Annotated in this window: 23 protein-coding genes, 1 pseudogene and 1 riboswitch; of the genes and pseudogenes, 9 read left to right on the forward strand and 15 right to left on the reverse strand. The window is 40.9% G+C overall.

All coding sequences use genetic code 11. The features are described from left to right. Positions 1-100: 100 nt before the first annotated feature. The 11 genes and pseudogenes from HT736_RS04225 to uvrA form a co-directional block, all read right to left on the reverse strand. Positions 101-1,639, reverse strand: coding sequence for a damage-inducible protein CinA (locus HT736_RS04225; protein WP_172930781.1), 1,539 nt, complete (start codon positions 1,637-1,639; stop codon positions 101-103). Positions 1,640-1,896: 257 nt separating this feature from the next. Continuing rightward, positions 1,897-3,429 (reverse strand): cardiolipin synthase, encoded by a 1,533-nt coding sequence (gene cls / locus HT736_RS04230; RefSeq protein WP_172930782.1) that lies wholly within the window; start codon positions 3,427-3,429, stop codon positions 1,897-1,899. Positions 3,430-3,680: 251 nt separating this feature from the next. Next, a pseudogene (locus HT736_RS04235) lies at positions 3,681-4,145 on the reverse strand (SP_0198 family lipoprotein). Positions 4,146-4,228: 83 nt separating this feature from the next. Then, the gene (locus HT736_RS04240) at positions 4,229-5,479 is read right to left on the reverse strand and encodes a folylpolyglutamate synthase/dihydrofolate synthase family protein (RefSeq protein WP_054392566.1); all 1,251 of its coding nucleotides are present in this window, start codon (positions 5,477-5,479) and stop codon (positions 4,229-4,231) included. 207 nt (positions 5,480-5,686) lie between these two features. After that, complete coding sequence (locus HT736_RS04245) at positions 5,687-5,992, reverse strand: DUF1292 domain-containing protein (protein WP_000017620.1); 306 nt, start codon at positions 5,990-5,992, stop codon at positions 5,687-5,689. Positions 5,993-6,007: 15 nt separating this feature from the next. Beyond that, entirely contained in the window at positions 6,008-6,427 is a 420-nt protein-coding gene (ruvX, locus tag HT736_RS04250) for a Holliday junction resolvase RuvX (protein ID WP_001808830.1), read from the reverse strand. A 3-nt stretch (positions 6,428-6,430) separates the two neighbouring features. Continuing rightward, positions 6,431-6,697 carry an IreB family regulatory phosphoprotein gene (locus HT736_RS04255; protein ID WP_000507059.1) on the reverse strand — a complete coding sequence of 89 codons (267 nt, stop codon included), beginning with the start codon at positions 6,695-6,697 and terminating at the stop codon, positions 6,431-6,433. An 86-nt stretch (positions 6,698-6,783) separates the two neighbouring features. Beyond that, complete coding sequence (locus HT736_RS04260; RefSeq protein ID WP_000725131.1) at positions 6,784-7,353, reverse strand: SP0191 family lipoprotein; 570 nt, start codon at positions 7,351-7,353, stop codon at positions 6,784-6,786. 65 nt (positions 7,354-7,418) lie between these two features. After that, positions 7,419-7,817 carry a transcriptional regulator Spx gene (gene spx, locus HT736_RS04265; protein ID WP_000591165.1) on the reverse strand — a complete coding sequence of 133 codons (399 nt, stop codon included), beginning with the start codon at positions 7,815-7,817 and terminating at the stop codon, positions 7,419-7,421. Between the two features lie 131 nt (positions 7,818-7,948). Then, positions 7,949-9,010 carry a Xaa-Pro peptidase family protein gene (locus tag HT736_RS04270; protein ID WP_001042866.1) on the reverse strand — a complete coding sequence of 354 codons (1,062 nt, stop codon included), beginning with the start codon at positions 9,008-9,010 and terminating at the stop codon, positions 7,949-7,951. Then, the gene (gene uvrA, locus HT736_RS04275) at positions 9,003-11,834 is read right to left on the reverse strand and encodes an excinuclease ABC subunit UvrA (protein ID WP_138706686.1); all 2,832 of its coding nucleotides are present in this window, start codon (positions 11,832-11,834) and stop codon (positions 9,003-9,005) included. The genes HT736_RS04270 and uvrA overlap by 8 nt, the downstream gene beginning before the upstream one ends. A gap of 131 nt (positions 11,835-11,965) precedes the next feature. Between uvrA and HT736_RS04280 the strand changes: the two genes are divergently transcribed. The 3 genes from HT736_RS04280 (at position 11,966) to HT736_RS04290 (ending at position 14,950) form a co-directional block, all read left to right on the forward strand. Then, positions 11,966-12,910, forward strand: coding sequence for a magnesium transporter CorA family protein (locus HT736_RS04280; RefSeq protein ID WP_000815629.1), 945 nt, complete (start codon positions 11,966-11,968; stop codon positions 12,908-12,910). A gap of 11 nt (positions 12,911-12,921) precedes the next feature. Next, positions 12,922-13,605, forward strand: coding sequence for a DUF1129 domain-containing protein (locus HT736_RS04285; protein ID WP_000078022.1), 684 nt, complete (start codon positions 12,922-12,924; stop codon positions 13,603-13,605). Positions 13,606-13,918: 313 nt separating this feature from the next. Then, positions 13,919-14,950, forward strand: a complete 1,032-nt coding sequence (locus tag HT736_RS04290; RefSeq protein WP_050207607.1) for a S66 peptidase family protein — start codon at positions 13,919-13,921, stop codon at positions 14,948-14,950. A gap of 136 nt (positions 14,951-15,086) precedes the next feature. Here HT736_RS04290 and HT736_RS04295 read toward each other — a convergent pair whose 3' ends face one another. Genes HT736_RS04295 through ruvA form a run of 3 tightly spaced genes read right to left on the reverse strand, consistent with a single transcriptional unit; the run spans position 15,087 to position 16,927 of the window. Then, the gene (locus HT736_RS04295) at positions 15,087-15,764 is read right to left on the reverse strand and encodes a type II CAAX endopeptidase family protein (RefSeq protein WP_000987416.1); all 678 of its coding nucleotides are present in this window, start codon (positions 15,762-15,764) and stop codon (positions 15,087-15,089) included. Next, positions 15,761-16,324 carry a DNA-3-methyladenine glycosylase I gene (locus HT736_RS04300; protein ID WP_000166585.1) on the reverse strand — a complete coding sequence of 188 codons (564 nt, stop codon included), beginning with the start codon at positions 16,322-16,324 and terminating at the stop codon, positions 15,761-15,763. Before HT736_RS04300 ends, HT736_RS04295 begins: the two co-directional genes overlap by 4 nt. A gap of 9 nt (positions 16,325-16,333) precedes the next feature. Beyond that, the gene (ruvA, locus tag HT736_RS04305) at positions 16,334-16,927 is read right to left on the reverse strand and encodes a Holliday junction branch migration protein RuvA (RefSeq protein WP_000271487.1); all 594 of its coding nucleotides are present in this window, start codon (positions 16,925-16,927) and stop codon (positions 16,334-16,336) included. A gap of 156 nt (positions 16,928-17,083) precedes the next feature. After that, positions 17,084-17,198: riboswitch (FMN riboswitch) on the forward strand. Positions 17,199-17,331: 133 nt separating this feature from the next. Between ruvA and ribD the strand changes: the two genes are divergently transcribed. From ribD to ribE (HT736_RS04325), 4 genes are read left to right on the forward strand one after another with little or no spacing between them, the layout of a single operon-like run. Then, positions 17,332-18,432 carry a bifunctional diaminohydroxyphosphoribosylaminopyrimidine deaminase/5-amino-6-(5-phosphoribosylamino)uracil reductase RibD gene (ribD, locus tag HT736_RS04310; protein WP_001284088.1) on the forward strand — a complete coding sequence of 367 codons (1,101 nt, stop codon included), beginning with the start codon at positions 17,332-17,334 and terminating at the stop codon, positions 18,430-18,432. Next, complete coding sequence (gene ribE / locus HT736_RS04315) at positions 18,417-19,052, forward strand: riboflavin synthase (RefSeq protein WP_000493839.1); 636 nt, start codon at positions 18,417-18,419, stop codon at positions 19,050-19,052. The genes ribD and ribE (HT736_RS04315) overlap by 16 nt, the downstream gene beginning before the upstream one ends. 19 nt (positions 19,053-19,071) lie before the next feature. After that, on the forward strand, positions 19,072-20,277 hold the full coding sequence (locus tag HT736_RS04320) for a bifunctional 3,4-dihydroxy-2-butanone-4-phosphate synthase/GTP cyclohydrolase II (protein ID WP_172930783.1): 1,206 nt from the start codon (positions 19,072-19,074) through the stop codon (positions 20,275-20,277). After that, positions 20,278-20,745 (forward strand): 6,7-dimethyl-8-ribityllumazine synthase, encoded by a 468-nt coding sequence (gene ribE, locus HT736_RS04325; protein ID WP_001099502.1) that lies wholly within the window; start codon positions 20,278-20,280, stop codon positions 20,743-20,745. 324 nt (positions 20,746-21,069) lie between these two features. Here ribE (HT736_RS04325) and mutL read toward each other — a convergent pair whose 3' ends face one another. Beyond that, positions 21,070-23,019 carry a DNA mismatch repair endonuclease MutL gene (gene mutL / locus HT736_RS04330; protein WP_050207609.1) on the reverse strand — a complete coding sequence of 650 codons (1,950 nt, stop codon included), beginning with the start codon at positions 23,017-23,019 and terminating at the stop codon, positions 21,070-21,072. A gap of 205 nt (positions 23,020-23,224) precedes the next feature. On the opposite strand from mutL, the gene HT736_RS04335 reads away from it, so the two are divergent. Further along, on the forward strand, positions 23,225-23,665 hold the full coding sequence (locus HT736_RS04335; RefSeq protein ID WP_054388105.1) for a LytTR family DNA-binding domain-containing protein: 441 nt from the start codon (positions 23,225-23,227) through the stop codon (positions 23,663-23,665). Then, positions 23,662-24,120: a DUF3021 domain-containing protein gene (locus tag HT736_RS04340; protein WP_023935566.1), complete on the forward strand. Its 459-nt coding sequence runs from the start codon at positions 23,662-23,664 to the stop codon at positions 24,118-24,120. Before HT736_RS04335 ends, HT736_RS04340 begins: the two co-directional genes overlap by 4 nt. Positions 24,121-24,198: the final 78 nt, after the last annotated feature.

A 24,198-nucleotide genomic window follows, 5' to 3' on the forward strand; every position in this document is an offset into this window, starting at 1 on the left:
ATGTTCTTTCTAAAAAGTATTATACCACTCTAAAAAGAAAAATCAATATCTTGTGTTAAAAATCCTAAAATTTTTAAAAATACACAAGATATTGATTTGGTTATTTGATTTTATAGACTTTAAACTCTGAGTAATCTGTCTTTACTGGTTGATAATTTTCTTTTAAGAGTGTTTCTACTTCAGACCAGACTGGCACCTTGTCATTTACCACAATCACCTTGGGTTGTTTTTCTTTCAAGTCATTGAGTAGCTTATTCCGGTTTTCCTCAGTTGCTGTATAGTGCACGGGAGACAAAATCACCGATGGCGACAAGCGCTCACTCTTACGATAAAGAGTCGCAGTATCATCCCATGCATAGATAGCATCTTCCGTATTTGTCTCCTCTTTTACCAAATCAGCAAGACGATTACGTTCTTGATAAGGTACCGGATAAAGGACTAACTTCATCAAAAAAGGAATAGACAAAAGATAGACAAGCCCTAAAACTGGCAGATATAGATTTCCTTTGAAGAAACGACTCCATAGACTAACTGGCGTTTCTCTTCGTCTTCGTCTAACACTACGCCCCCTCTGTTGACTCTTAATATTGGTTACCAATAAAAGTAGAAAAACAGGAAAGACGACCATCAAACAGGAAGCGTGCAGAGGCTCCTGTGAAAAGAAAAGTAAAATCAAACCTAAAATTGTCACAAGACTTGCAGGAACCGAAATGACGTATAGTTTAGAGGGTTTGGATTGAAAGAGACCTAAAAAGATACAAACCACAAATCCCAAACCAAGGGACAACAAGCCATAAAAAGCCATATTCTCTAAAATTTTAGAAGTGAAATCAAAGCGAATACTGTCAATGGGATAGCGAATACCACTAATAGCATCCCCAAAACTTCCTGTTGCAACACTATAGTAGGCAGTTGGATAAAAGACAAGTGAAAAACCTAAAGCCACTGCAAGAAACTGATAAAATCCATGTGCAAAGCGTCTATGCCCAAGGTTAAAGACCAACAAGCCTAAACTCACTACAGCAATAAACAGGAGCGATGACAAGGGGGCAAAGAAAAATCCTCCCGCCAAAGCCAGCCCAATCCGTATAAATCCCTTATCATGGCTTGGATTGCTTAGATAAGCCGCAACTAAACTAAAGGCCGCGAATAAGAAAGGAAGCGCTAAAAGAGTCGCATAGCCTCCACCAAAAGCAAGACCTGTAACTAGCATGTAAAAAATAGTCACCACTTGTCCAGCTTGCTCTCCTTGCTCTGTCAAGGTATCCGCTGATCTAAAGAGGAAAAATCCTCCTGCTACCAAGGCTAACCACTCAAAGATGGCAAAGAAAAATCCGCCCTGAGTCACGTAAGTCAGCAAATAATAAAGCAAACCTTGACTTCCATAATAATCGCTGTAAATTTTCCCTGTCTGATGAAGCGCCCAACCTGTATAAAAATCCTGCACTTCTTGTGCACTCATTAAATCGAGTAATAGCGGTACTCCTAGAGTTATCCCCGTTACAAGCGTACTCCATAGTAAAATTTTCACCAAAGGAAGACGACTTGATTCACGATGATGCGATTCTTGTTCGATTTGGTATTCTAGAGGTTCACGATTCTCCTGATGAACTTCTTCTACTCTACCATACACACTCATATCGTTTCTCCTATTTAATTTATCTGTCTTAGTATATCAAAAAGTCCTAGGATTGTCAGCTTGCGATGGCTGTTTGAGTGATTTTTTGCATAGTTTCACAAAGGTTTCAATTTCCCGAAAGCGATGCAACTGTGTCTGTTTGAATTCAATTATATCATTCACTTCTTCCTTAGTTAGCATGAATTCCCCTCCTCTTTCTTTCTATTCGTAAAAAGCAAGAAAAATAGGACTGGTTTGTATCCTCAGTCCTAGACTTCTTATAAGATAGGGGCGAATAACTGGGCGATTTCTTTTACAAGCTTTTGATACCAGCTCGTTTTGATAGAATGAGGATAGACTTCCTGAGAATCTGCAAATATATTTTGAAAATCTCGGGCTATTTCCATTATAGAAGGAGTTTTATAGAGTAAGACTGCATTTTCATAATGGTGTACCAAGCTTCGGTAGTCGAGATTGATTGTCCCCACCACTGCAAAATCTTCGTCTACCAACATCTGCTTACTATGAATAAAACCTGGACTATACTCATAAATCCGAACTCCAGCAGAAAGAAGGTCTGGATAAGCGCCTCTTGTGACTAACTGAATGAACTTCTTATCTGGTATGTAAGGGGTGACAATCCGAACATCGACCCCTCTCATAGCAGCATTTTTGATTGTCTCCGTTAAATCATAGTCTATGATCAAATAAGGTGTCGTAATATAGACCGATTCCGTTGCTTGATTGATCAAACTCTGATAAACCTTTTTCCCTACCTGCGTTCGAAAAATTGGCTTGGGTCCACTTCCGTATGGAATGGTTAAACCGTCACTTGGGATAGAATGATTTTCTAAATGATATTGATCAAAATCACTAATCTCTCCTCGATTGATGTACCAAGTGGTTAAAAACAAGCGTGTTAGGGCTTTTACTGCTAGTCCGTCTAAGCGAATTCCACTATCCTTCCAATAACCAAATCTCTCGACATGGTTAATGTACTCATCGGCTAAGTTAATGCCTCCTGTATAAGCTATCTGACCATCAATAATCAATATTTTTCTATGATCTCTGTTATTATAGGCCACTGTCAAACGAGGAATAACTTTATTGAATTTATGGGCCTCGATGCCCAGCTGACGAAGTCGATGTGCATAATCTCCTGTTAAAGTAGCCATACAGCCAATATCGTCATAGAGCAGTTTAACTTCAATGCCTTGAGCAACTTTTTGCTCCAAGATTTCTAAAATACGATTCCACATCAAACCTTCTTCTATAATGTAATATTCCAAGAAGATAAATTTCTCAGCCTTTTTGAGATCTTCTACCATCTTTTTCCACATAGCTTCTCCGTTAGAAAAAAATGTAGAGGCAGTTTGATCATAGACATCAGCATTGGTATCCATACTCAATAAGGACTTGATGACACCATATGCCGCCTTGTCACTTTCTTTTAATTCCTCTTTTAGTAGCTGGCTATTTGCTTCTTGGAAATGCATGGAGCCTAGCTTCTTCAGTTGTTTGATTTCTTTTTTGGACAATCGCCTCTCACCAAACATCAGATAGAGCAAGGGGCCAAATACTGGCACAAAGGCTACTAACAACCAGGTTACCTTATTCTCAGGAGTCGTATTACGGTTGACTATCGAAATGATTGTGATGATACTCAGTAGAATGAGGACAGTAATCCATAAAATGGGAGCCATGCGTCCTAAATAAAGAAAGAGACCAAAAACAAGACAAAGTTCAAGTAGCATAATCGAAAGACTAAAGCCATACTTGGACATCAATAATTGAAATTTTCTATATTTCATATCCCCTCCTTGATATTTTGATACTCAATGAAAATCAAAGAACAAACTAGGAAACTAGCCGCAGGCTGTACTTGAGTACGGCAAGGCGACGTTGACGCGGTTTGAATTTGATTTTCGAAGAGTATGAATGCTAAAAACAAGTAATTGATACTAGTATAACTCAGGTATTCGACAGAAGGCAAGTATTTATGATTATTTTCTAAGCAAAAGTAAAAAGGCTGAAAAATCCAGCCCTTCCTACTTGCATAGTCTTATTTAGTTAAAACGATTTGGTCCGATGGGTCTCTATCCATATCGTCTACGACGATTTGATTACCGTTTACAGTGTAAATTTTGACATCATCACCAATAATCATGCGTTGATTTGCTGCATCAAATGTGACCTGTTTGACTTTCTGATCCCCGTCAGATTCGAGCTCAGTCCATGTACCAGTCGTTCCAGTTACCACTAAAGTGATACGGTCTCCGTCATCTTGGCCTGTATAAGTCCCATCAATATCAGTCGGTTGAGCCTCAGGTGCATTTTGTGAAGAACTTGTTGCTACCTGGTTTGTATTTTCTGTAGACGATGAAGCAGCAGGTTGTGATTGCTGAGTTTGTTATATTTGTGCTTGAGCTGCTGGTTGTTGAATCTGTTGAGCTCTTTGTGAACAAGCTACTACGAGACTAAGACTTGCTAGAGAAGCAAGAGAAAGTGTGAATCTTTTTAATTTCATGATGGATTTCCTTTCTACTACCAATTTAGAGAAATTTTCTCTAACCAGCAATTCCCCTAGTATAACAAGTTCAAAAAAGGTGGTCAATTTATCTGTTCATGCCCCAGCAGGTAGCCCCGTACTTCTGAGATAAAATAGAGAGACCCTGTAATGAATAACAAATCCTGAGCATCTGTTCTTTCTTCAAAATCGCTGATAAATTCTCGGTAAGAAGAAACTATATCGTAACCTGTCACATCCCTTTCGTCCAAAGCTCCCTGATAATCAAAGCCAGTTACCTTGAGTTCCACCTGAGGCAAATTCTCAGTCAGATAACCTAACATCCCTTGATAATCCTTCCGTTTCAAGGACCCAAAGAGGATTTGAGGACGATAGGCTTCCTGCTCTTTTTCTTTGATAAACTCAACCAAGCGAGTCAAGGCAGGGAGGTTATGAGCACCGTCCAAATAAATCTGAGGACAAATACGCTCCAAACGACCAGCCCAATAGGTTTTCGCTAAAGCCTGTCTTACAGCCTGCTCATCAACAATTTCCTTTTCTTCCCTCATAAAGAGAAGAAAAGTTTGCAACGCCAAAGCTGCATTTTCCTGCTGATAAGCTCCTTCTAAACCTATTTTCAGCTGCGAAAAAGTTCCCAAAGAACTTGAAAAATCACCATTCAGCATTGAAAAATCTTGGCCCGCCTGATAAAGGTCAACAGCTAAAGATTCTGCTTTTTTCTGACAGACAAGCCTAGCTTCTGGAGGCAACTTCGCAATCACAGCCTTTTTACCAGCCTTGAAAATACCAGCTTTCTGCTCTGCGATTGCTTCCAGACTATCACCCAAGGTCTCCTGATGGTCAAGCCCGATGGAGCTGATGACAGCAATCTCTCCAGTTACCACATTGGTCGTGTCAAGTAAGCCGCCAATTCCCACTTCTAGTAAAACCAAATCCACTTCTTGCTCCCTAAAATAGAGAAAAGCAAGCAAGGTCAGCAACTCAAAAAAAGACAACTGGTCATGAGTTTGCAGAAGCGTTTTCTCCATCTCCTTGACCTGCTCAGCCAAACGGATAAAGTCTGCATCAGCTATTGGTTGCCCATTAATGCAGATTCGGTCATTGATGGAGATGATATGAGGAGAGGTAAAGGTCGCAACTTTTTTGCCATGTCCCATAAATAACTCCCTCATAAAAGCAATGGTAGATCCTTTCCCATTAGTCCCTGTTACGTGGATAATAGGGTAAGACTGCTCAGGATTTCCTAACAAATCCACCGCTTGCTGTATTCGACCCAAACCTGATCGAAAATTCAAACCAATCCGACTATGGAGCCATTCTTCTACTTCAAACATACACATCTCCTTGATAAATGTCTAATCAATTATCTAGCAAAATTCCGTAGATAACAAAAAATGAGGTCAGGATTTTCGTCCCGACCTCTTCCCTGGTTAGCTAATCACTAGCAACTATGAATATTAACTTGGACTAAAAACATCCCCTGGATGTTCCAACTCTTCCCCATTTCTGGGAGTTGGGCTGATACAGTCTCCCAGACTGTATCACTCCTCCATAAAGCTGTTGAAGACTTCTTCAATCATGTTCCATTCGTCTTCTGAGTCTTCTGGGATTGGTTGCAATTCGCCTTCTGTTCCATCTTCGTTTTCGATGAATGAGTAAGCTTGGATTTCAACTTGTCCGTCTTCGTCTTCTTCCGCGTTAACTGGTACTAGAAGAACATAGTTTTTACCAAATTCTTCTTTTCCGTCAATGGTCAAAAGGATTTCAAACAAGGTTTCATTTCCTTGCTCATCTACTAGTGTAATTAATTCACGTTCTTCGTGGTCGTGGTTATGATCGTGTGACATAGCCTCTCCTTTATATTAAAATTTTCTATCTAAATAATTTTGTAAAATCAGCTGAGCTGCTAATTTATCAATGACTTTCTTGCGCTTATTGCGACTGATATCTGCTTGTTCAATCAACATACGCTCAGCAGCCACTGTTGTCAAGCGTTCATCCTGATAGTCTACTGGTAAACCAAAAAACTCTTCTAGCTTTGCTCCGTAGGCTTGACTAGCTTCTACACGCGGTCCGCTTGTATTGTTCATGTTTTTAGGCAGGCCCACTACAAATCGTTCCACCTTGTAAGTATCAACCAGCTCCTTAACGCGGTCAAAACCAAATTGGCCTTGCTCCTCATTGATTTGGATGATTTCAAGCCCTTGAGCTGTAAAACCGAGCGGATCGCTAATGGCCACCCCTACCGTTTTTGAACCGACGTCCAATCCCATAATTCTCATAGGTTATAGATCGACTCCTTGTCCTTTAAGGTAGTAGCGGACCAATTCCTCAACGATTTCATCACGCTCATACTTACGGATTTGATTTCGTGCATTATTATAACGAGGAACATAGGCAGGGTCTCCACTCAATACGTAACCTACGATTTGGTTGATTGGGTTGTAGCCCTTATCGTTCAACGAAGCATAGACATCAGTCAAAGTTTCGCTAATTTCTTTTTTATTGGAATCGTCCAATTTAAAACGTACTGTTTCTTCAGTAAATCCCATTCTAACACCCTCTTTCCTTAGAATAGTACCATTATAGCATAATTCCTTACCTTCTACAATTCAGGCAGTTTATTTATTTGGATTTTCTATTGTTCTGTCGCACCATTTGCCAATCTGTCTGAAATATATTTGCTTGGTTCATTCTTCAAAAGATTTTCTAAGCCAATATTCTTCAAATATTCTAACTGAGAAGCCTTCTTGACATCCAAAACTTGAAAATCAAAACCAGTCGTTGTTTGAAGTTCTGTTGCACTCAATAGTTTTGTTTCAAGCTTAAATCCTGCTAATTTACGAGCTTCTATGATGGAGTCGTCTTTCTCTTCCGCCTCGAGAAGAGCTTTTTGAGTTTCCTCCACTCCATGTTGGTCAATGTAGGTCTTCAGCTCATCTGAGACTGGACGCTTTTGTTGGATAGTTAGACTCAAAAAAATCTTGTCTTTGTAAGTAATGGTTTGGGTCTGCTGGCTACCATCATCTGACTTGGGCAAGACCAAAGTCTTGGTTACAACTGTATTCTTCTCAGCATTTTCAATAACTGGCAATGCCGACTGAAGCGTATCTTTTTCTGTTTTTGTAGCTGGTCCAGTTTCTTTTTTCTGTCCGCAACCAACCAGGACAAAAAGGAAAGCTAGACTAACAAGAACTATTTTTTTCATTTCTTTCTTCTTTCTTTTTGAAATTAAAATAGAATAAGACTGGGAATTGCTCCCAGCCTTGATGTTTATAGAGCTGCACGCAAACGTGCTTCTGCATTTTCTACATTACGGACAGAGCGTGGTAGGAAGGCACGAATATCGTCTTCCTTATAGCCAACTTGCAGGCGTTTTTCATCTACAAGGATTGGGCTCTTTAAAATTCTAGGTGTTTCCATAATCAGATTGAGGACTTCGTTAACACTCAAATCTTCAATATCCACTCCAAGGGCTTTGGCATAGCGATTTTTAGATGAGACGATACTGGCTATTCCGTTATCTGTTTTGGTTAGAATATCCAGTAATTCTTCTCGCGTAATTCCTTCTTTACCAAGGTTTTGTTCTTTATAACTTAACTGGTGGGCATTAAGCCAGGTTTTTGCTTTTTTACAGCTAGTACAACTTGAGACTGTATAAATTTTAATCATGTACCTACCCCTTTCGCTACATGTTACTATCAGTTTAGTCTATTATACCATAAAAAACATCCGACTTGCGACCTATTTTTAATTTTTTTTGACTTTTTTCGTCATTTTCGTACTTTTTTCTTGACAAACAACTAAATGACTATCAACTCTTTTGGAGCTAGGGTCAATAATTCACAACCTGTCTCTGTAATCAGGATATCATCCTCGATACGAACGCCATATTTGCCTTCGATATAGATACCTGGTTCATCGGTCAAGGTCATACCTGTCTTAATAGTTTCTGTAGAAGTCTGGCTAAAGTAGGGTTCCTCATGGATATCCAGACCAATACCGTGGCCAATGCCGTGAGTAAAGTAGTCGCCATAACCTGCCTCAATGATAATATCACGAGGGATTTTGTCAAAGTCACGGAAACCTAAGCCTGCCTTAGCTTGGTCAATCAAGGCTTGGTTAGCTTTTAGAACCGTATTGTAAATCTCTGCCTGCTCATCGCTAACATGCCCTAGATAGATAGTCCGGGTCATATCACTGACATAGTGGTCATAGAGACAGCCGAAGTCCATGGTAATGGCTTCTCCCAACTCCACTGGTTTGTGCATTGGATGGGCATGGGGTTTAGAAGAATTGATACCGCTAGCTAGGATCGTATCAAAAGATAAGCCAGATGCTCCCAACTCACGCATGCGGAAGTCAAGGAAGTTGGCAATCTCAATTTCAGTTTTTCCTGGTTTGATAAAGTCAAGCGCATCGCGGAAAGCTTGGTCTGAGATAGAACAAGCCTTGCGAATCGCTGCAATCTCTGCCTCATCCTTAATCATACGAAGACCTTCCACAAACTGAGTTTGTGGAAGCAAGTCCAAACCTGCAAAAGCTGCCTGCATACGGTGGTAATAAGACACTGAAATCTCATCTTCAAAACCGATACGAGTCAAGCCCATGTCCTTAACAATTCCTGCAATGACAGCCAATTCATCACGACCAGCCACAATCTCAAAACCACTGGTTTCTTGCTTAGCTGCGATGATATAGCGAGAGTCTGTCACTAAGACCTGACGGTCACGGCTGATAAAGACTGTTCCGTTTGAGCCCCAAAAACCAGTCAAATAATAGACGTTTTTAAGATTGTTGATGATGATACCATCTAGTTCTTTTTCTTGCATTTTAGCTAGAAATGCTTGTACGCGTTTATTCATGATGTAACTTTCCTTTCAAATAGTGTCCTGTATAGCTGGCTTCCTTGGCAGCTACTTCTTCTGGAGTTCCTGTTACGATGATGGTTCCACCACCGACACCGCCCTCAGGTCCCAAGTCAATGATATGGTCTGCCGTCTTGATAACATCCAGATTGTGCTCGATGACGAGGACTGTATTGCCATCGTCTACAAAGCGAGCTAAAACCTTGAGCAGGCGAGCAATGTCCTCTGTATGAAGCCCTGTCGTCGGCTCATCCAGAATGTAGAAAGATTTTCCTGTCGAGCGTTTGTGGAGTTCGCTAGCTAACTTCATACGTTGGGCTTCTCCCCCAGAAAGGGTGGTAGCTGGCTGTCCCAAGGTCACATAGCCTAGACCTACATCCTTGATGGTCTGGAGTTTGCGTTGAATTTTCGGAATGTGTTGGAAAAATTCTACCGCATCGTTGACCGTCATATCCAAGACCTGCGAAATATTCTTTTCCTTGTAGTGAACTTCTAGGGTTTCACTGTTATAGCGGGTTCCGTGGCAAACTTCACAAGCCACATAAACATCTGGCAAGAAGTGCATCTCAATCTTGATAATCCCGTCACCTGAGCAAGCTTCACAGCGACCTCCCTTGACATTGAAACTGAAACGCCCCTTCTTGTAGCCTCGAATCTTGGCTTCATTAGTCTGAGCAAAGAGGTCACGTATATCGTCAAAAACTCCTGTATAGGTAGCAGGGTTAGACCTTGGCGTTCGTCCAATCGGGCTCTGGTCAATATCAATCAAACGATCAACATGCTCAATCCCTGTGATGGTCTTGAATTTACCAGGCTTGTCTGAATTACGGTTGAGCTTCTGAGCAATAGCTTTTTTGAGGATACTGTTGATTAATGTCGATTTCCCTGAACCTGATACCCCTGTCACTGCGATAAATTTTCCTAATGGGAAGCGAGCAGTGATATTTTGCAAGTTATTCTCACGCGCTCCCGTCACCTCGATAAAACGACCATTTCCCACACGGCGCTCTGTTGGCACTGGAATGGCACGTTTGCCTGACAAGTACTGGCCTGTGATAGACTTACTGTTACGAGCTACCTGTTTAGGCGTACCTGCCGCAACAATTTCCCCACCAAAAACACCCGCACCAGGACCAACGTCAATCAGATAATCCGCCTCACGCATGGTATCTTCATCGTGTTCTACCACGATGAGAGTATTGCCCAAGTCACGCATCTTTTTGAGACTGGCAATCAGGCGATCATTATCCCTCTGATGAAGACCGATTGACGGCTCATCTAGGATATAGAGGACGCCTGATAGGTTAGAACCAATCTGAGTTGCCAAGCGAATACGCTGACTTTCCCCACCTGAAAGGGTTCCTGCCGAACGTGACAGGGTTAGATAGTTAAGGCCCACGTTATTAAGGAAGGTCAAACGGTCCTTGATTTCCTTGAGAATGGGACGAGCAATGATGGCTTCATTTTCAGACAAGGTCAGCTGGCTCACCAAGTCCAAGTGGTCAGCGATAGACAGGTCTGAGATTTCTCCAATATGTGGCCCTTGCTGGCCGCCCACACGGACAGACAAGGCCTGGTCATTGAGACGATAGCCTTGACAGGTTCCGCAGGTCAGCTCATTCATGTAGAGACGCATCTGAGTGCGAGTGTAATCGCTATTGGTTTCATGGTAACGACGTTTGATATTATTGATAACTCCCTCAAACGGAATGTCGATATCGCGCACGCCACCAAATTCATTCTCATAGTGGAAATGGAATTCCTTGCCATCTGAGCCGTATAGAATCAAGTTTTTATCTTCTTCTGACAAGTCCTCAAAAGGCTTATCCATATCCACTCCAAAGGTCGTCATAGCCTGCTCTAGCATGTTTGGATAGTAGTTGGATGAGATAGGATTCCAAGGTGCTAGCGCTCCCTCACGTAAGGTCTTGCTGGCGTCTGGCACTACCAAATCAGTATCCACCTCCAACTTGATGCCCAAACCGTCACACTCACTACAAGAGCCAAAAGGAGCATTGAAGGAGAAGAGACGTGGCTCTAACTCTGGAACAGTAAATCCACAAACTGGGCAGGCATAATGCTCAGAGAAGAGCAACTCCGAATCGTCCATAGTGTCGATAATGACATAGCCTTCTGCGATACGAAGGGCAGCCTCAATGGAATCAAAGAGACGACTACGAATGCCCTCCTTGATGACAATACGGTCAACCACGACATCGATATTGTGTTGCTTGCTCTTGGACAACTCTGGCACTTCGGTCACATCATAGACTTCCCCATCCACACGGACACGGACATACCCATCTTTCTGAACCTTCTCGATAACACTCTTATGTTGACCTTTTTTCTTGCGGATGACAGGGGCCAAAATCTGCAAGCGCTGGCGTTCAGGTAACTCCAAAACCTTATCAACGATTTGCTCCACCGAAGAAGCCTTGATAGCTCCATGCCCCTTGATACAGTAAGGCGTCCCCACACGTGCGTAGAGAAGACGCAGATAGTCATTGATTTCAGTCGTTGTTCCCACCGTCGAACGAGGGTTTTTGCTAGTCGTTTTCTGGTCGATGGAAATAGCTGGGCTGAGACCATCAATAGCATCTACATCTGGTTTTTCCATATTTCCCAAGAACTGACGAGCGTAGGCGGACAAACTCTCTACATAGCGACGTTGTCCCTCCGCATAGAGGGTATCAAAAGCCAGACTGGACTTCCCTGAACCTGACAAGCCAGTCACGACAACCAACTTGTCTCGCGGAATCTCCACATCAATATTTTTTAAATTATGGGCACGCGCCCCATGAATGACAATTTTATCTTGCATCTTTGTTCTTTCTAGTCCATTATTGCTTACCATTATACCAAAAAAAGTGAGATTCTATTACCCAAAAGGCCGATTTTGTAGTATAATAGTACGGTGTGAAAAAATCTGAAAAATGAGAAAGGATAAGGGATATGAAACAAGTTTTTCTCTCTACAACAACTGAATTTAAAGAGATCGATACGCTTGAACCGGGTACTTGGATCAATCTCGTCAATCCGACTCAAAATGAATCACTCGAAATCGCCAACACCTTCGATATTGATATTGCCGACCTTCGAGCACCGCTCGATGCGGAAGAAATGTCTCGTATTACCATTGAAGACGAGTATACCCTGATTATCGTAGACGTGCCGGTCACGGAGGAAAGAAATAACCGCACCTACTACGTAACCATACCGCTTGGTATTATCATCACTGAGGAAACCATTATCACTACGTGTTTGGAACCACTACCTGTCCTTGATGTCTTTATCAACCGTCGTTTGCGTAATTTCTATACCTTCATGCGCTCACGTTTTATCTTCCAGATTCTCTATCGCAATGCAGAACTTTACCTAACAGCCCTTCGTTCGATTGACCGTAAGAGTGAACAAATCGAAAGTCAACTGCATCAATCAACTCGTAATGAAGAATTGATTGAGCTCATGGAATTGGAAAAAACTATCGTCTATTTCAAAGCCTCCCTCAAAACAAATGAGCGCGTGATTAAGAAATTGACCAGTTCAACCAGCAATATCAAGAAATACCTTGAGGACGAAGACCTGCTTGAAGACACCCTGATTGAAACCCAACAGGCCATCGAGATGGCAGACATTTATGGAAACGTCTTGCATTCTATGACAGAGACCTTCGCCTCTATCATTTCTAACAACCAGAACAACATCATGAAAACCTTGGCTCTTGTGACCATCGTCATGTCCATCCCAACCATGGTCTTTTCTGCCTACGGGATGAACTTTAAGGATAATGAAATCCCCCTAAACGGAGAGCCAAATGCCTTCTGGTTAATCGTCTTTATCGCCTTTGCTATGAGTGTCTCGCTCACTCTCTATCTCATCCATAAAAAATGGTTCTAAGAGGAGTTCCTATGTCTCAGATTGATCTACAAAAATTAACTAAGAAAAACCAAGAGTTTGTCCACATTGCTACCCAACAATTCATCAAAGATGGGAAAACAGACGCTGAAATCCAGACTATTTTTGAGGAAGTCATTCCCCAAATCCTTGAGGAGCAATCTAAAGGTACAACTGCCCGTTCCCTATACGGCGCACCAACTCATTGGGCTCATAGCTTCACTGTCAAAGAGCAGTACGAAAAAGAGCATCCAAAAGAAAATGATGATCCAAAACTCATGATTATGGACTCAGCTCTTTTCATCACTAGCCTCTTTGCCCTTGTCAGCGCCCTCACAACCTTCTTTGCGGCAGATCAAGCTTTCGGCTATGGATTGATTACTCTTCTATTAGTTGGACTGGTTGGTGGATTTGCCTTCTACTTGATGTACTACTTTGTTTACCAATACTATGGACCAGATATGGATCGCAGTCAACGTCCACCTTTCTGGAAATCTGTACTAGTTATCCTAGCTTCTATGTTCCTTTGGTTGCTTGTCTTCTTTGCAACAAGCTTCCTACCAGCTAGCCTTAACCCAGTACTGGATCCATTGCCACTAGCTATTATTGGAGCAGCCCTCCTAGCCCTTCGCTTCTATCTCAAGAAACGCTTGAATATCCGTAGTGCAAGTGCAGGACCAACACGCTATCAAGAATAAGAAAACGATAAAAGCAACTGCAGGTGCGGTTGCTTTTTCACTTACTTTTTTGATTTTAAAGTATTCTTCTGACATCCACATAGCTCCATCTAATCTTTTGTGATAAAATAGGCTCATACTCAATGAAAATCAAAGAGCAAACTAGGAAGCTAGCTGCAGGTTGCTCAAAGCACAGCTTTGAGGTTGCAAATAAAACTGACGTGGTTTGAAGAGATTTTCGAAGAGTATTAAAAGTATTCTTCTGAAATCCCACATAGCTTTCTCTTATATTTTGTGATAAAATAGGCTCAATCTATTTCTAGGAGGATCAGATATGATTTCTACTATTGGTATTGTTAGTTTATCTAGTGGCATTATCGGAGAGGACTTTGTCAAACACGAAGTAGACTTGGGTATCCAACGTCTCAAGGATCTGGGACTCAATCCTATCTTTTTGCCCCATTCGTTAAAAGGATTAGACTTTATCAAGGACCATCCTGAAGCTCGTGCAGAGGATTTGATTCATGCCTTTTCTGATGATAGCATCGACATGATCCTATGTGCCATCGGTGGAGACGATACCTATCGCTTGCTACCTTATCTTTTTGAAAATGACCAACTCCAAAAGGTTATCAAACAAAAAATTTTTCTTGGCTTCTCGGATACAACCATGAACCACCTCATGTTGCATAAATTAGGAATCAAGACTTTTTATGGTCAATCCTTTTTAGCAGACATTTGTGAATTAGACAAAGAAATGCTAGCCTATAGCCTTCACTACTTTAAAGAATTGATTGAGACGGGAAGAATTTCAGAAATCCGCCCTAGTGACGTTTGGTATGAGGAACGAACTGATTTTAGTCCCACGGCCCTGGGAACACCTCGTGTCAGTCATACAAATACAGGTTTTGACTTGTTGCAAGGAAGTGCCCAGTTCGAGGGGAAAATCCTCGGTGGTTGCCTCGAATCCCTCTACGATATCTTTGACAACTCTCGATACGCAGATAGCACGGAGCTCTGCCAAAAATACAAACTTTTCCCTGACTTGTCAGACTGGGAAGGGAAAATCCTCTTGCTCGAAACAAGCGAAGAAAAGCCTAAGCCAGAAGACTTCAAAAAGATGTTGCTAACTTTAAAGGACACTGGCATATTCGCGGTCATCAATGGACTCTTGGTCGGAAAACCTATGGATGAAACTTTCCATGACGACTATAAAGAGGCACTATTGGATATCATTGACAGCAATATCCCGATTGTCTATAATCTGAATGTCGGCCACGCAACTCCAAGAGCAATTGTACCCTTTGGGGTCCATGCTCATGTAGATGCACAGGAACAAGTCATTCTCTTTGACTATAACAAATAAAGCTGGGAAAAGTTTCTCAGCTTTTTTCTCGGTATCATTACTGGCATTTTCATCACATATTACAGTATATTGAAACTAGAATAGTACACCTCTACTTCTAAAACATTGTTAGAAATCGATTTGTCCTGTTCTCATTTCATTTTACTATACTGATAGCTAAAATGATTAAGGAGAGGCTGTTGCTTAACATGTGAACAAGTAGGGGATAGTAGATATTCTCTTTTTCTTTCACATAAATAATAGAAAAGGCAAGGCCTCCACCTAAGTAACCAACTGCACCAATCCACTCTGATAGAGCCAAACTGTGCATATGAGTCAGAGCAAAAACAAGTCCTACCAGAATAATGCTTAGTAAACCTGGCAACCGTTCCTGCAAGTAATGCAATAAGACCTGACGGAAAAATAATTCTTCTACCAGAGGTCCAATGACACAAGCAAAAACAGCTATCAGTAGTGGTTGTTCTTGAAAGGTACTTTGAATATTAGACTGATTTAGACCTTGTCCATCTAATCCCACAAACTGCTTCAACATCTCTGATACAAATTCAAAGACAACAGTCATCAGAATGAGAAAGAGCCATCCTGTTAAGACGCCAAAGAAGAATTTTCTTTTAGTCTTTCTAATCTCCTTCCATTGTTGGATCAATCTATCCTTGAACAAGAAGGAGCCATATAAAGCTAAAACTACATAAACAAGATAATTTGCAATGACAGATGGCATTAAAGAAGCCAGCAATTTAACGCCATCAAACACAAAGAGGATTGTATAGAGAATCGCAAAAATCAGAATTCCCTTATTTTTGTTAGACATCATTTAAGACCTTTCCACTCACAATCATTCTCGTGGTCATCAACTAGCCCTGCAGCCTGTAGAAAAGACAATACGGCGACTGGGCCTGTGAACTTGAAGTCTCGTTTTTTGAGATCTTTGGCTAATTTCTCAGATAAGGGTGTTTTAGCTGGGGCTTGGCGATAATCAGGAACATCGTTAACGACAGTTTTCCCCTCAACAAAAGACCAAAGATAGGCATCAAAAGAGCCGTACTCTGCCTGTAACTGTAGAAAAGCTTGGGCGTTAGCGCGTGTAGCAAAAATCTTGGCTCTATTTCGAATGATAGCTGGATTCTCCAGCATGGCTTCCAATTCAGTGTCAGTCATCTCTGCGACTGAGTGAATTTGATAGCTATGAAAGGCTTCTCGGAAAGCTTGGCGTTTGTTGAGTACCGTTTCCCAAGACAGGCCTGCCTGATAGGTTTCCATACACAACAACTCAAACAATGCTTGGTCATCATGGAGGGGCTGGCCCCACTCCTCATCATGATAGGCGATGTAGAGCGGGTTGGTCATCTTGACCCACGAACAACGTTTTGTCATTCTCTGCTCCTATTTGACCAACATTTTAAGGGCCGACTTGATATAGTTCTCAGCTGTATCTGTCGTTCCTTCAAAGAATTTCTTGATTTTCTTGAGCTCTGTTGCCTTGTAGCCCAGAGCCAACATGGCTTCCATAGCTTCTTCCAATTCTTGGTTTTCAGCACTTGCTTGCACTGCGACCTTGGCAGGAAGGTCATCTCCTGCAACTACTACCTTGCCTTCCAAGTCCAGCACCATCTGCTGGGCTGTTTTCTTGCCAATTTTAGGGAACTTGGTCAAGTAGGTGATGTTCTTGGTTTCAATGGCTTGAACCAAGCCAGCATTGTCATCAGCAGCGATAATAGCAAGAGCTGATACAGGACCAATCCCAGAGACCGAAATTAGACTAAGAAAGAGCTTTTTCTCATCCTCTGAGCGAAATCCATAAAGCAAATGGGCGTCCTCACGCACAACCTGATGCACATAAATCTGAGCCTCCTGATTAACCTGACCTGAATAGGCATAAGGATTGGCCACATGCAGGATATAACCAATACCATTGGTTTCAAGAACAATGTATTTGGCAGTAATTTTGGTAATGATTCCTTTTAAATATGCGTACATAGTGTTCCTTCTCTCTTATTTCGTTTATCTAGTATATCATATTTTCTTTATCCGAGGAGCGAGAATCGATTATCACAAATACAGTATATCAAAAACAATCGGTATTTATCTGTTGACATATTCAAAATTAAGTACTATAATCATCTGTAATTGAATAACTATCTTCAGGGCAGGGTGCAATTCCCTACCGGTGGTATAGCCCACGAGCCGAAAGGCATGATTTGGTGAAATTCCAAAGCCGACAGTATAGTCTGGATGAAAGAAGATAAAAGTATATTTGTGCTTTTTGCGTGCTCTGAAATGATTACTTGTCATTTCAGAGCATTTTTGTTAATCGCATAAGTTTTCTTTTGTATGCCTTGAGTAGTCCCCTATTCAAGGTATATTTTTTTGGAGGTAGTGAGATGAGCGATTCAAAATATATGAAATTAGCAATAAAACTGGCACAAAAAGGGGCTGGTTACGTCAATCCCAATCCTATGGTTGGCGCAATTATTGTAAAAGATAATCACATTATCGGACAAGGTTATCATGAGTTTTTTGGTGGCCCACATGCTGAGAGAAATGCTCTTAAAAACTGTAGAGAATCCCCTGTCGGAGCGACGCTTTATGTAACACTTGAACCCTGTTGTCACTTCGGGAAAACACCTCCCTGTATAGATGCTATAATCGATAGTGGTATTACAAGAGTAGTCATTGGAAGCCTAGACTGTAATCCTATTGTATCTGGAAAAGGAGTAAAGATACTTGAGGAAAATAATCTTCAAGTTACTGTTGGAATTTTAGAAAATGAGTGTCTTAACTTAATAAAAAGTTTTAGAAAGTATATTACCCAGCATGTACCCTATGTTTTTATGAAATATGCAATGTCAATGGATGGAAAAATAGCCACTAAAACAAATCAATCCAAATGGATTACTGAAGAAGAAGCAAGAAAGCATGTGCATCAGTTACGACACCATGTTAGTGCAATTATGGTGGGAGTCAATACTGTTATTCAAGACGATCCTTTGCTGACATGTAGATTGGAGGAAGGGAAAAATCCTATCCGTATCATATGCGATACACATTTACGAACTCCTCTTACCTCTAAAATCGTAAAAACAGCAAATGATATTAAAACTTACATTGCCACTTCCTCTGAAGACAAAAATAAAATGAAGCTATATCAAAATCATGGCTGTGAAATACTTTCCATAAAGAAAAAAGGCAATCATATAGACTTATCGAGTTTAATGCAACATCTAGGAAACATGCAGATTGATAGCCTAGTTCTAGAAGGGGGCAGTCTAATGAATTGGAGTGCTTTGGAACAACAAATTGTTGATGAGCTGAAAATATATATTGCACCAAAAATTTTTGGAGGCAGTGCCAAGTTTCCTGTCGGAGGTGAAGGCATTTCTTTGCCAAATGACGCTATTAGATTGAAACCTTATGCTTTTTCTCAAATAGGAAATGACTATCTCATAGAAAGTGAAGTGATTTATCCATGTTCACAGGAATAATTGAAGAAATCGGAAAAGTTGAAAGAATACAGAAAGACTCTCGTAATTGTAAACTATCAATTAAAGCCTCAAAAATATTAACGGATATCCATTTAGGCGATAGTATAGCAGTAAATGGTATCTGTCTTACAGTTACTCATTTCAATCATCAATCCTTTACAGTTGATGTAATGAATGAAACATGGAGTCGAACAGCTCTTACTCTATTAAAACATGGAAGTGAGGTGAATCTAGAAAGAGCCTTATCTATCAACGGTCGACTTGGGGGTCACGTCGTTACAGGACACATTGATGGTACAGGAAAAATCTCGTCAATAAAAAAAGATGATAATGCTGTATGGTATCAAATCAACACACAAAAAGAAATTTTAGATTTAATAGTTGAAAAAGGATCTATTACAATTGACGGCATTAGTCTGACTGTCGCTAAAGTCTCCAAAGTAAACTTTTCAGTATCTGTTATCCCTCATACCTTGAAACAAACCATTCTTAAAAGTAAACAAGTCGGGAGTACAGTAAATCTTGAAAATGATATCTTAGGTAAATATGTGCAAAAACTGATGGATAACTCTCCAAAATCAGAAATATCTAAGGAACTATTATATCAAAATGGATTTTAGCAGAAAGGATAATCAGTCAATGGAATATCGAAAAATACAAGAAACATTAGAAGCATTGCAGAAGGGACGACTTGTTCTTGTTATAGACGACAAGGATAGAGAAAATGAAGGAGACTTAATTTGTTCTGCACAAGCAGCTACAACAGAAAATGTTAATTTTATGGCTACTTATGCCAAAGGATTAATTTGTATGCCTATGAGCGAAAGTTTAGCTAATCAATTAATGCTTTCACCTATGGTTGAAAACAATACAGATAATCATAAGACTGCTTTTACAGTTTCAATTGATTATAAAGAAACGACCACAGGTATTTCTGCCGAGGAAAGAGGACTGACCGCACGTATGTGTGTAGCTGAAGATATAACACCCTCTGATTTTCGCAGGCCAGGACACATGTTTCCTTTAATTGCAAAAAAAGGTGGTGTTCTAGAAAGAAATGGACACACAGAAGCAACTGTTGATTTATTAAAATTAGCTGGACTAAAAGAGTGTGGCCTATGTTGTGAAATAATGAATCATGATGGCAAAATGATGAGAACAGATGATTTAATTCAGTTCTCGAAGAAACACAACATTCCACTAATTACCATCAAAGAATTACAAGAATATAGAAAAGTATATGATCAGCTGATAGAACGAGTTTCAACTGTCAATATGCCTACTAGATACGGTAATTTCAAAGCAATTAGCTATATAGATAAACTAAATGGGGAACATCATCTTGCTCTTATTATGGGAAACATAGAGGATGAAGCCAATGTATTATGTCGGGTCCACTCCGAATGTTTAACAGGAGATGTTTTAGGCTCTTTACGTTGCGATTGTGGACAGCAATTCGATAAAGCTATGAAAATGATTGTTGAGAATGGTTCGGGTGTCTTACTTTACTTGCGACAGGAGGGACGAGGAATTGGACTTATCAATAAATTAAAAGCCTATCATTTACAAGATCAAGGCATGGATACGCTTGATGCCAATCTTGCATTAGGCTTTGAAGGTGATTTAAGAGAATATCATATTGGAGCACAAATGCTTAAAGATCTGGGACTTCAGTCACTTCATTTACTGACAAATAATCCTGACAAGGTTGAACAGTTAGAAAAATATGGAATTACCATTTCCAGTAGAATACCAATCGAAATAGAAGCCAATCCTTACGATAGTTTTTATTTAGAAACAAAGAAAAATCGAATGGGTCACATTTTAAATATGGAGGAAAAATAAATGAACACTTATGAAGGTAATTTAGTAGCAAACAATATTAAAATAGGTATTGTTGTAGCGAGATTTAATGAATTTATAACTTCAAAATTATTATCTGGAGCACTAGATAATCTCAAAAGAGAGAATGTAAACGAGAAAGATATAGAGGTAGCCTGGGTTCCAGGAGCTTTTGAAATACCACTGATTGCATCAAAAATGGCAAAAAGTAAAAAATATGATGCAATTATCTGCTTGGGAGCTGTCATTAGAGGGAATACAAGTCATTATGATTATGTATGTAGCGAGGTATCTAAGGGAATCGCCCAAATCAGTTTAAATAGCGAAATTCCTGTTATGTTTGGTGTGCTAACGACAGATACAATTGAACAAGCCATAGAACGAGCTGGTACCAAAGCAGGAAATAAGGGTTCTGAGTGTGCACAAGGAGCTATTGAAATGGTCAACCTAATTCGTACATTAGACGCATAGAACAGACTCTACTTTTAGACGAATAAAGAAACTTGGCAAAATCGCAATTTAATACTCTGTGAAAATCATAGAGCAAACTAGGAAACCAGTCGCAGAGTGGTAAAACACAACTTCGATGTTACAGACAAAACTGGCAAAATTAGCTCAAAACACTGTTTTGAGATTACTGATAAAACTGACGTGGTTTAAAAAGAGTTTCGAAAAGAATTAGGAAAACATGAAGTAACTATTTCCATGATAAAACGCATAAAATCAAGGTTTTTGAACACCTGATTTTATGCGTTTTTCTGATTTTGAAAATTTTTCCCAGACTTTTTTATACTTTTAATATTTCCCCAACTCACGGAGACTGGTGTGATTTTCCTGAATACGTCGGAACATCTTTTCCATATCCGACTTGGTAAAATGCACCAAAACAGGACGTCCGTGAGGACAGTTATAGGGATTGTCACATTGAGAAAGCTGATAGAGGAGTTGTCTAGCTGAATGATCATCAATACGATGATTGGCCTTGATAGATCGCTTGCAAGACATCATGATAGCCAGCTCTGCTCGGTATTTCTTGATAGAAACTTCCTTGGTCAAAAGGAGCATGTCGCACATCTCATAGATGCCTGATTCAATCTCTTCTTCTGCCATCCAAATAGGATGTTCACGTAGAATAAATTGATTTTCTCCGTACTCTGCTAGAAAGACGCCCACTTCCTCTAAGAGAGGCATTCTTTCCTTGAGACGCAGGGCATCATCCGCAGGAAATTCAAAGATATAGGGCACTAGGAGTTGCTGCTGGCTCTGGTCAACATTGCCAATGCTTTCACGGTACTCCTCGTACTTGACCCGTTCCTGAGCAGCGTGCTGATCTATGATGTAAAGTCCATCTCGCCCTTGGGCAAAGAGATAAGTCCCGTGCATTTGTCCGAAAAACTCCAACTCTGGGAAGCTGGATGCTTCTTCTCGCTCCAGTTTGTCATAAGCCTTATCGATGCTAGCAAGATCTAACTCTGGATGGTCTAGCTGGTCGTAGTTAGCAGGCTTTCTCTCTGCAAAATGCAGTTTTGCTGGCTTGGTCAATCGGTCCAAGGTTTCCTTGGCAAACAGGGTCAAATCCTGCCCTTCATCAGTCAATTCTACCTGATAATCAGCTACTTCAGTTTGACTAGGTCTTGACGGCTCAGTTTTCTCATAGTAGAGCGTATTTTCTTTGAGTGGGAGAATAGTTTGCTCCACCTTCTCACGATTGCGCACGGTCGATTTGGCAAGATTTTCCAAGGCATCTGGAATCAAGGTTTGTTCCTTGAGACTATTTGCAATAGCTTCTGAGACCAAGGTCATCAGTTCTTTTTCCTTGGAAATCCGCACCTCTTGCTTGGTTGGATGCACATTGACATCCGCTAGATAAGGGTCGATATGAATGTGAACGACAGCCAGTGGAAAACGCCCCACCATGAGCTTACTGCCATAGCCGTCAAGAATTGCACGATTGAGCAGGAAGTTCTTGATATAACGGCCATTGATGAAGAGGCTGATATAATTGCGGTTAGCCCGAGTCAACTCAGGCAAGGACACAAAACCTGAAATTTCGAAATCTAGGTCAGAGTTCTCAATTTCAATCATCTTCTTGGCACTCGCCAAACCGTAAATTCCTGCGATTGCTTGGCGCAATTGACCAGTCCCTGCTGTCCGCGTCATTTCCTTGCCATCACTAATCAAGCTAAAAGAAATCTCAGGATGGGCCAAGCCCAGACGGTTGACGATATCAATGATATGAGACAACTCTGCTTGCTGGCTCTTCATATACTTGAGACGGGCAGGCGTGTTGAAAAAGAGATCCTCCACACAAACCTTGGTTCCCACAGGACTAGTCGCTGGGATGACTTCCTCAACTTCACCCCCACGCGCGACGAGCTTGGTTCCGTGACTTGCGCCCTCAACTGCTGTCAAAAGAGTTAAAACGCTGACGGACGCAATAGAAGGCAAGGCTTCACCACGAAAACCAAGCGTCCGAATCCGAAAGAGGTCTGCTTGATTTTTTATCTTACTAGTCGCATGACGACGCAGAGCCAGCTCCACCTCATCGTGGGCAATTCCATGACCATTATCTGTGATTTGGATTTTCTTGAGACCAGCTTCCTCAATCTCAATGATAATCTGACTAGAGCCCGCATCAATGGCATTTTCTACCAGCTCCTTAACAACGCTAGCTGGACGCTCGATAACCTCTCCAGCTGCAATCTGGTTTGCCAGCACCTCTGGCAATTCAATAATATGAGACATCTTTCAGCCCCTTTCTGTATCTGTTTTCCTAGAAATTGATAGTGCTATTATACCATATTTCAGAAAGGACAGAAAAGCAAGCGCCACATAGGAGCCAAATTCCTCCACATAGACAAAGGCCCTTGCCATAGGCTGTAAAATAGTGTTTAATAAAGGTGTACAAGAAGTGATCACAATTTTGTATAAAAAACAAGGAGAGAAATTTATGAAAGTAGAACTACAGATTAGTGAAACTTACGAAGAGGAAAAGCTGATTGTTCAAGCACCTCAGCCGACAGATAAAGTCCAGAAAGTCATCGATTTCGCAGAAAATCTGGACCAAAGAGAAAAAATCAAAGGGAAAATCGATGATCAGGTCTATCTAGTTGAGATTGGCAAGATTCAGCGCTTCTATATCGAGAATCGAAAGGTTCTAGCAGAAACCGCGAGTCAGACCTACACCATTGACTTACGACTCTATCAGGTCCTTGAAATTCTGCCAACCAATTTTATCCAAATTTCCCAATCAGAAATCATCAATATCGATTTCATCTCTCATCTCAAGCTCACCCCCAACGGCCTAGTAGAAATTTTCTTGAAAAACGAAAGCTTCACCTACTCTTCACGCCGTTATCTAAAAACCATCAAGGAGAAATTAGAACTATGAAAAAACAAATCTTTCACGACGCAGCCGCCGGTGTTCTTATCGGCCTCATCCTCTCTATCATCTTTTCACTCATTTATGCACCAAATACCTACGCACCGCTCAATCCCTACTCTCTCATCGGCCAAGTGATGACTCAACATCAGGTTCACGGTGCCCTGGTCTTGCTCTACTGTACTCTTATCTGGGCAGCCATCGGTATTCTCTTCAACTTTGGTAAACGATTATTCAGCCGTGACTGGAGCATGCTTCGTGCGACGCTTTCCCATTTCTTCCTCATGCTGGCTGGCTTTATCCCACTGGCAACTCTGGCAGGTTGGTTCCCTTTCCACTGGTTCTTCTATCTCCAGCTCATTATCGAGTTTGCGATTGTCTATCTCATCATCTGGGCTATTCTCTATAAAAGAGAGGCTAAAAAAGTGGATCACATCAATCAACTCTTGAAGCATAAAAAGTAAGAACCTCATAATAAGCAAAGCCGAGAAAGAAACTTCTCGGTTTTTCTTTATCCTGCTGCACCTTATACTCAATGAAAA

The sequence above is a fragment of the Streptococcus sp. 339 genome, assembly GCF_013277285.1.
Classification (GTDB): domain Bacteria; phylum Bacillota; class Bacilli; order Lactobacillales; family Streptococcaceae; genus Streptococcus; species Streptococcus pseudopneumoniae.

Bases quoted from the DNA above. Each gene is read 5' to 3' on its own strand.
- ruvA (WP_000271487.1), bottom strand. From the start codon at position 16,927: ATGTACGCATATTTAAAAGGAATCATTACCAAAATTACTGCCAAATAC.
- HT736_RS04300 (WP_000166585.1), bottom strand. From the start codon at position 16,324: ATGACAAAACGTTGTTCGTGGGTCAAGATGACCAACCCGCTCTACATC.
- ruvX (WP_001808830.1), bottom strand. From the start codon at position 6,427: ATGAGAATTATGGGATTGGACGTCGGTTCAAAAACGGTAGGGGTGGCC.
- HT736_RS04260 (WP_000725131.1), bottom strand. From the start codon at position 7,353: ATGAAAAAAATAGTTCTTGTTAGTCTAGCTTTCCTTTTTGTCCTGGTT.
- HT736_RS04335 (WP_054388105.1), top strand. From the start codon at position 23,225: ATGAAAGTAGAACTACAGATTAGTGAAACTTACGAAGAGGAAAAGCTG.
- ribD (WP_001284088.1), top strand. From the start codon at position 17,332: ATGAGCGATTCAAAATATATGAAATTAGCAATAAAACTGGCACAAAAA.
- HT736_RS04295 (WP_000987416.1), bottom strand. From the start codon at position 15,764: ATGATGTCTAACAAAAATAAGGGAATTCTGATTTTTGCGATTCTCTAT.
- HT736_RS04340 (WP_023935566.1), top strand. From the start codon at position 23,662: ATGAAAAAACAAATCTTTCACGACGCAGCCGCCGGTGTTCTTATCGGC.
- HT736_RS04255 (WP_000507059.1), bottom strand. From the start codon at position 6,697: ATGGGATTTACTGAAGAAACAGTACGTTTTAAATTGGACGATTCCAAT.
- HT736_RS04320 (WP_172930783.1), top strand. From the start codon at position 19,072: ATGGAATATCGAAAAATACAAGAAACATTAGAAGCATTGCAGAAGGGA.
- spx (WP_000591165.1), bottom strand. From the start codon at position 7,817: ATGATTAAAATTTATACAGTCTCAAGTTGTACTAGCTGTAAAAAAGCA.
- HT736_RS04225 (WP_172930781.1), bottom strand. From the start codon at position 1,639: ATGAGTGTGTATGGTAGAGTAGAAGAAGTTCATCAGGAGAATCGTGAA.
- HT736_RS04245 (WP_000017620.1), bottom strand. From the start codon at position 5,992: ATGTCACACGATCATAACCACGACCACGAAGAACGTGAATTAATTACA.
- HT736_RS04290 (WP_050207607.1), top strand. From the start codon at position 13,919: ATGATTTCTACTATTGGTATTGTTAGTTTATCTAGTGGCATTATCGGA.
- cls (WP_172930782.1), bottom strand. From the start codon at position 3,429: ATGAAATATAGAAAATTTCAATTATTGATGTCCAAGTATGGCTTTAGT.
- HT736_RS04240 (WP_054392566.1), bottom strand. From the start codon at position 5,479: ATGTTTGAAGTAGAAGAATGGCTCCATAGTCGGATTGGTTTGAATTTT.
- ribE (WP_001099502.1), top strand. From the start codon at position 20,278: ATGAACACTTATGAAGGTAATTTAGTAGCAAACAATATTAAAATAGGT.
- ribE (WP_000493839.1), top strand. From the start codon at position 18,417: ATGTTCACAGGAATAATTGAAGAAATCGGAAAAGTTGAAAGAATACAG.
- HT736_RS04280 (WP_000815629.1), top strand. From the start codon at position 11,966: ATGAAACAAGTTTTTCTCTCTACAACAACTGAATTTAAAGAGATCGAT.
- HT736_RS04285 (WP_000078022.1), top strand. From the start codon at position 12,922: ATGTCTCAGATTGATCTACAAAAATTAACTAAGAAAAACCAAGAGTTT.
- uvrA (WP_138706686.1), bottom strand. From the start codon at position 11,834: ATGCAAGATAAAATTGTCATTCATGGGGCGCGTGCCCATAATTTAAAA.
- mutL (WP_050207609.1), bottom strand. From the start codon at position 23,019: ATGTCTCATATTATTGAATTGCCAGAGGTGCTGGCAAACCAGATTGCA.
- HT736_RS04270 (WP_001042866.1), bottom strand. From the start codon at position 9,010: ATGAATAAACGCGTACAAGCATTTCTAGCTAAAATGCAAGAAAAAGAA.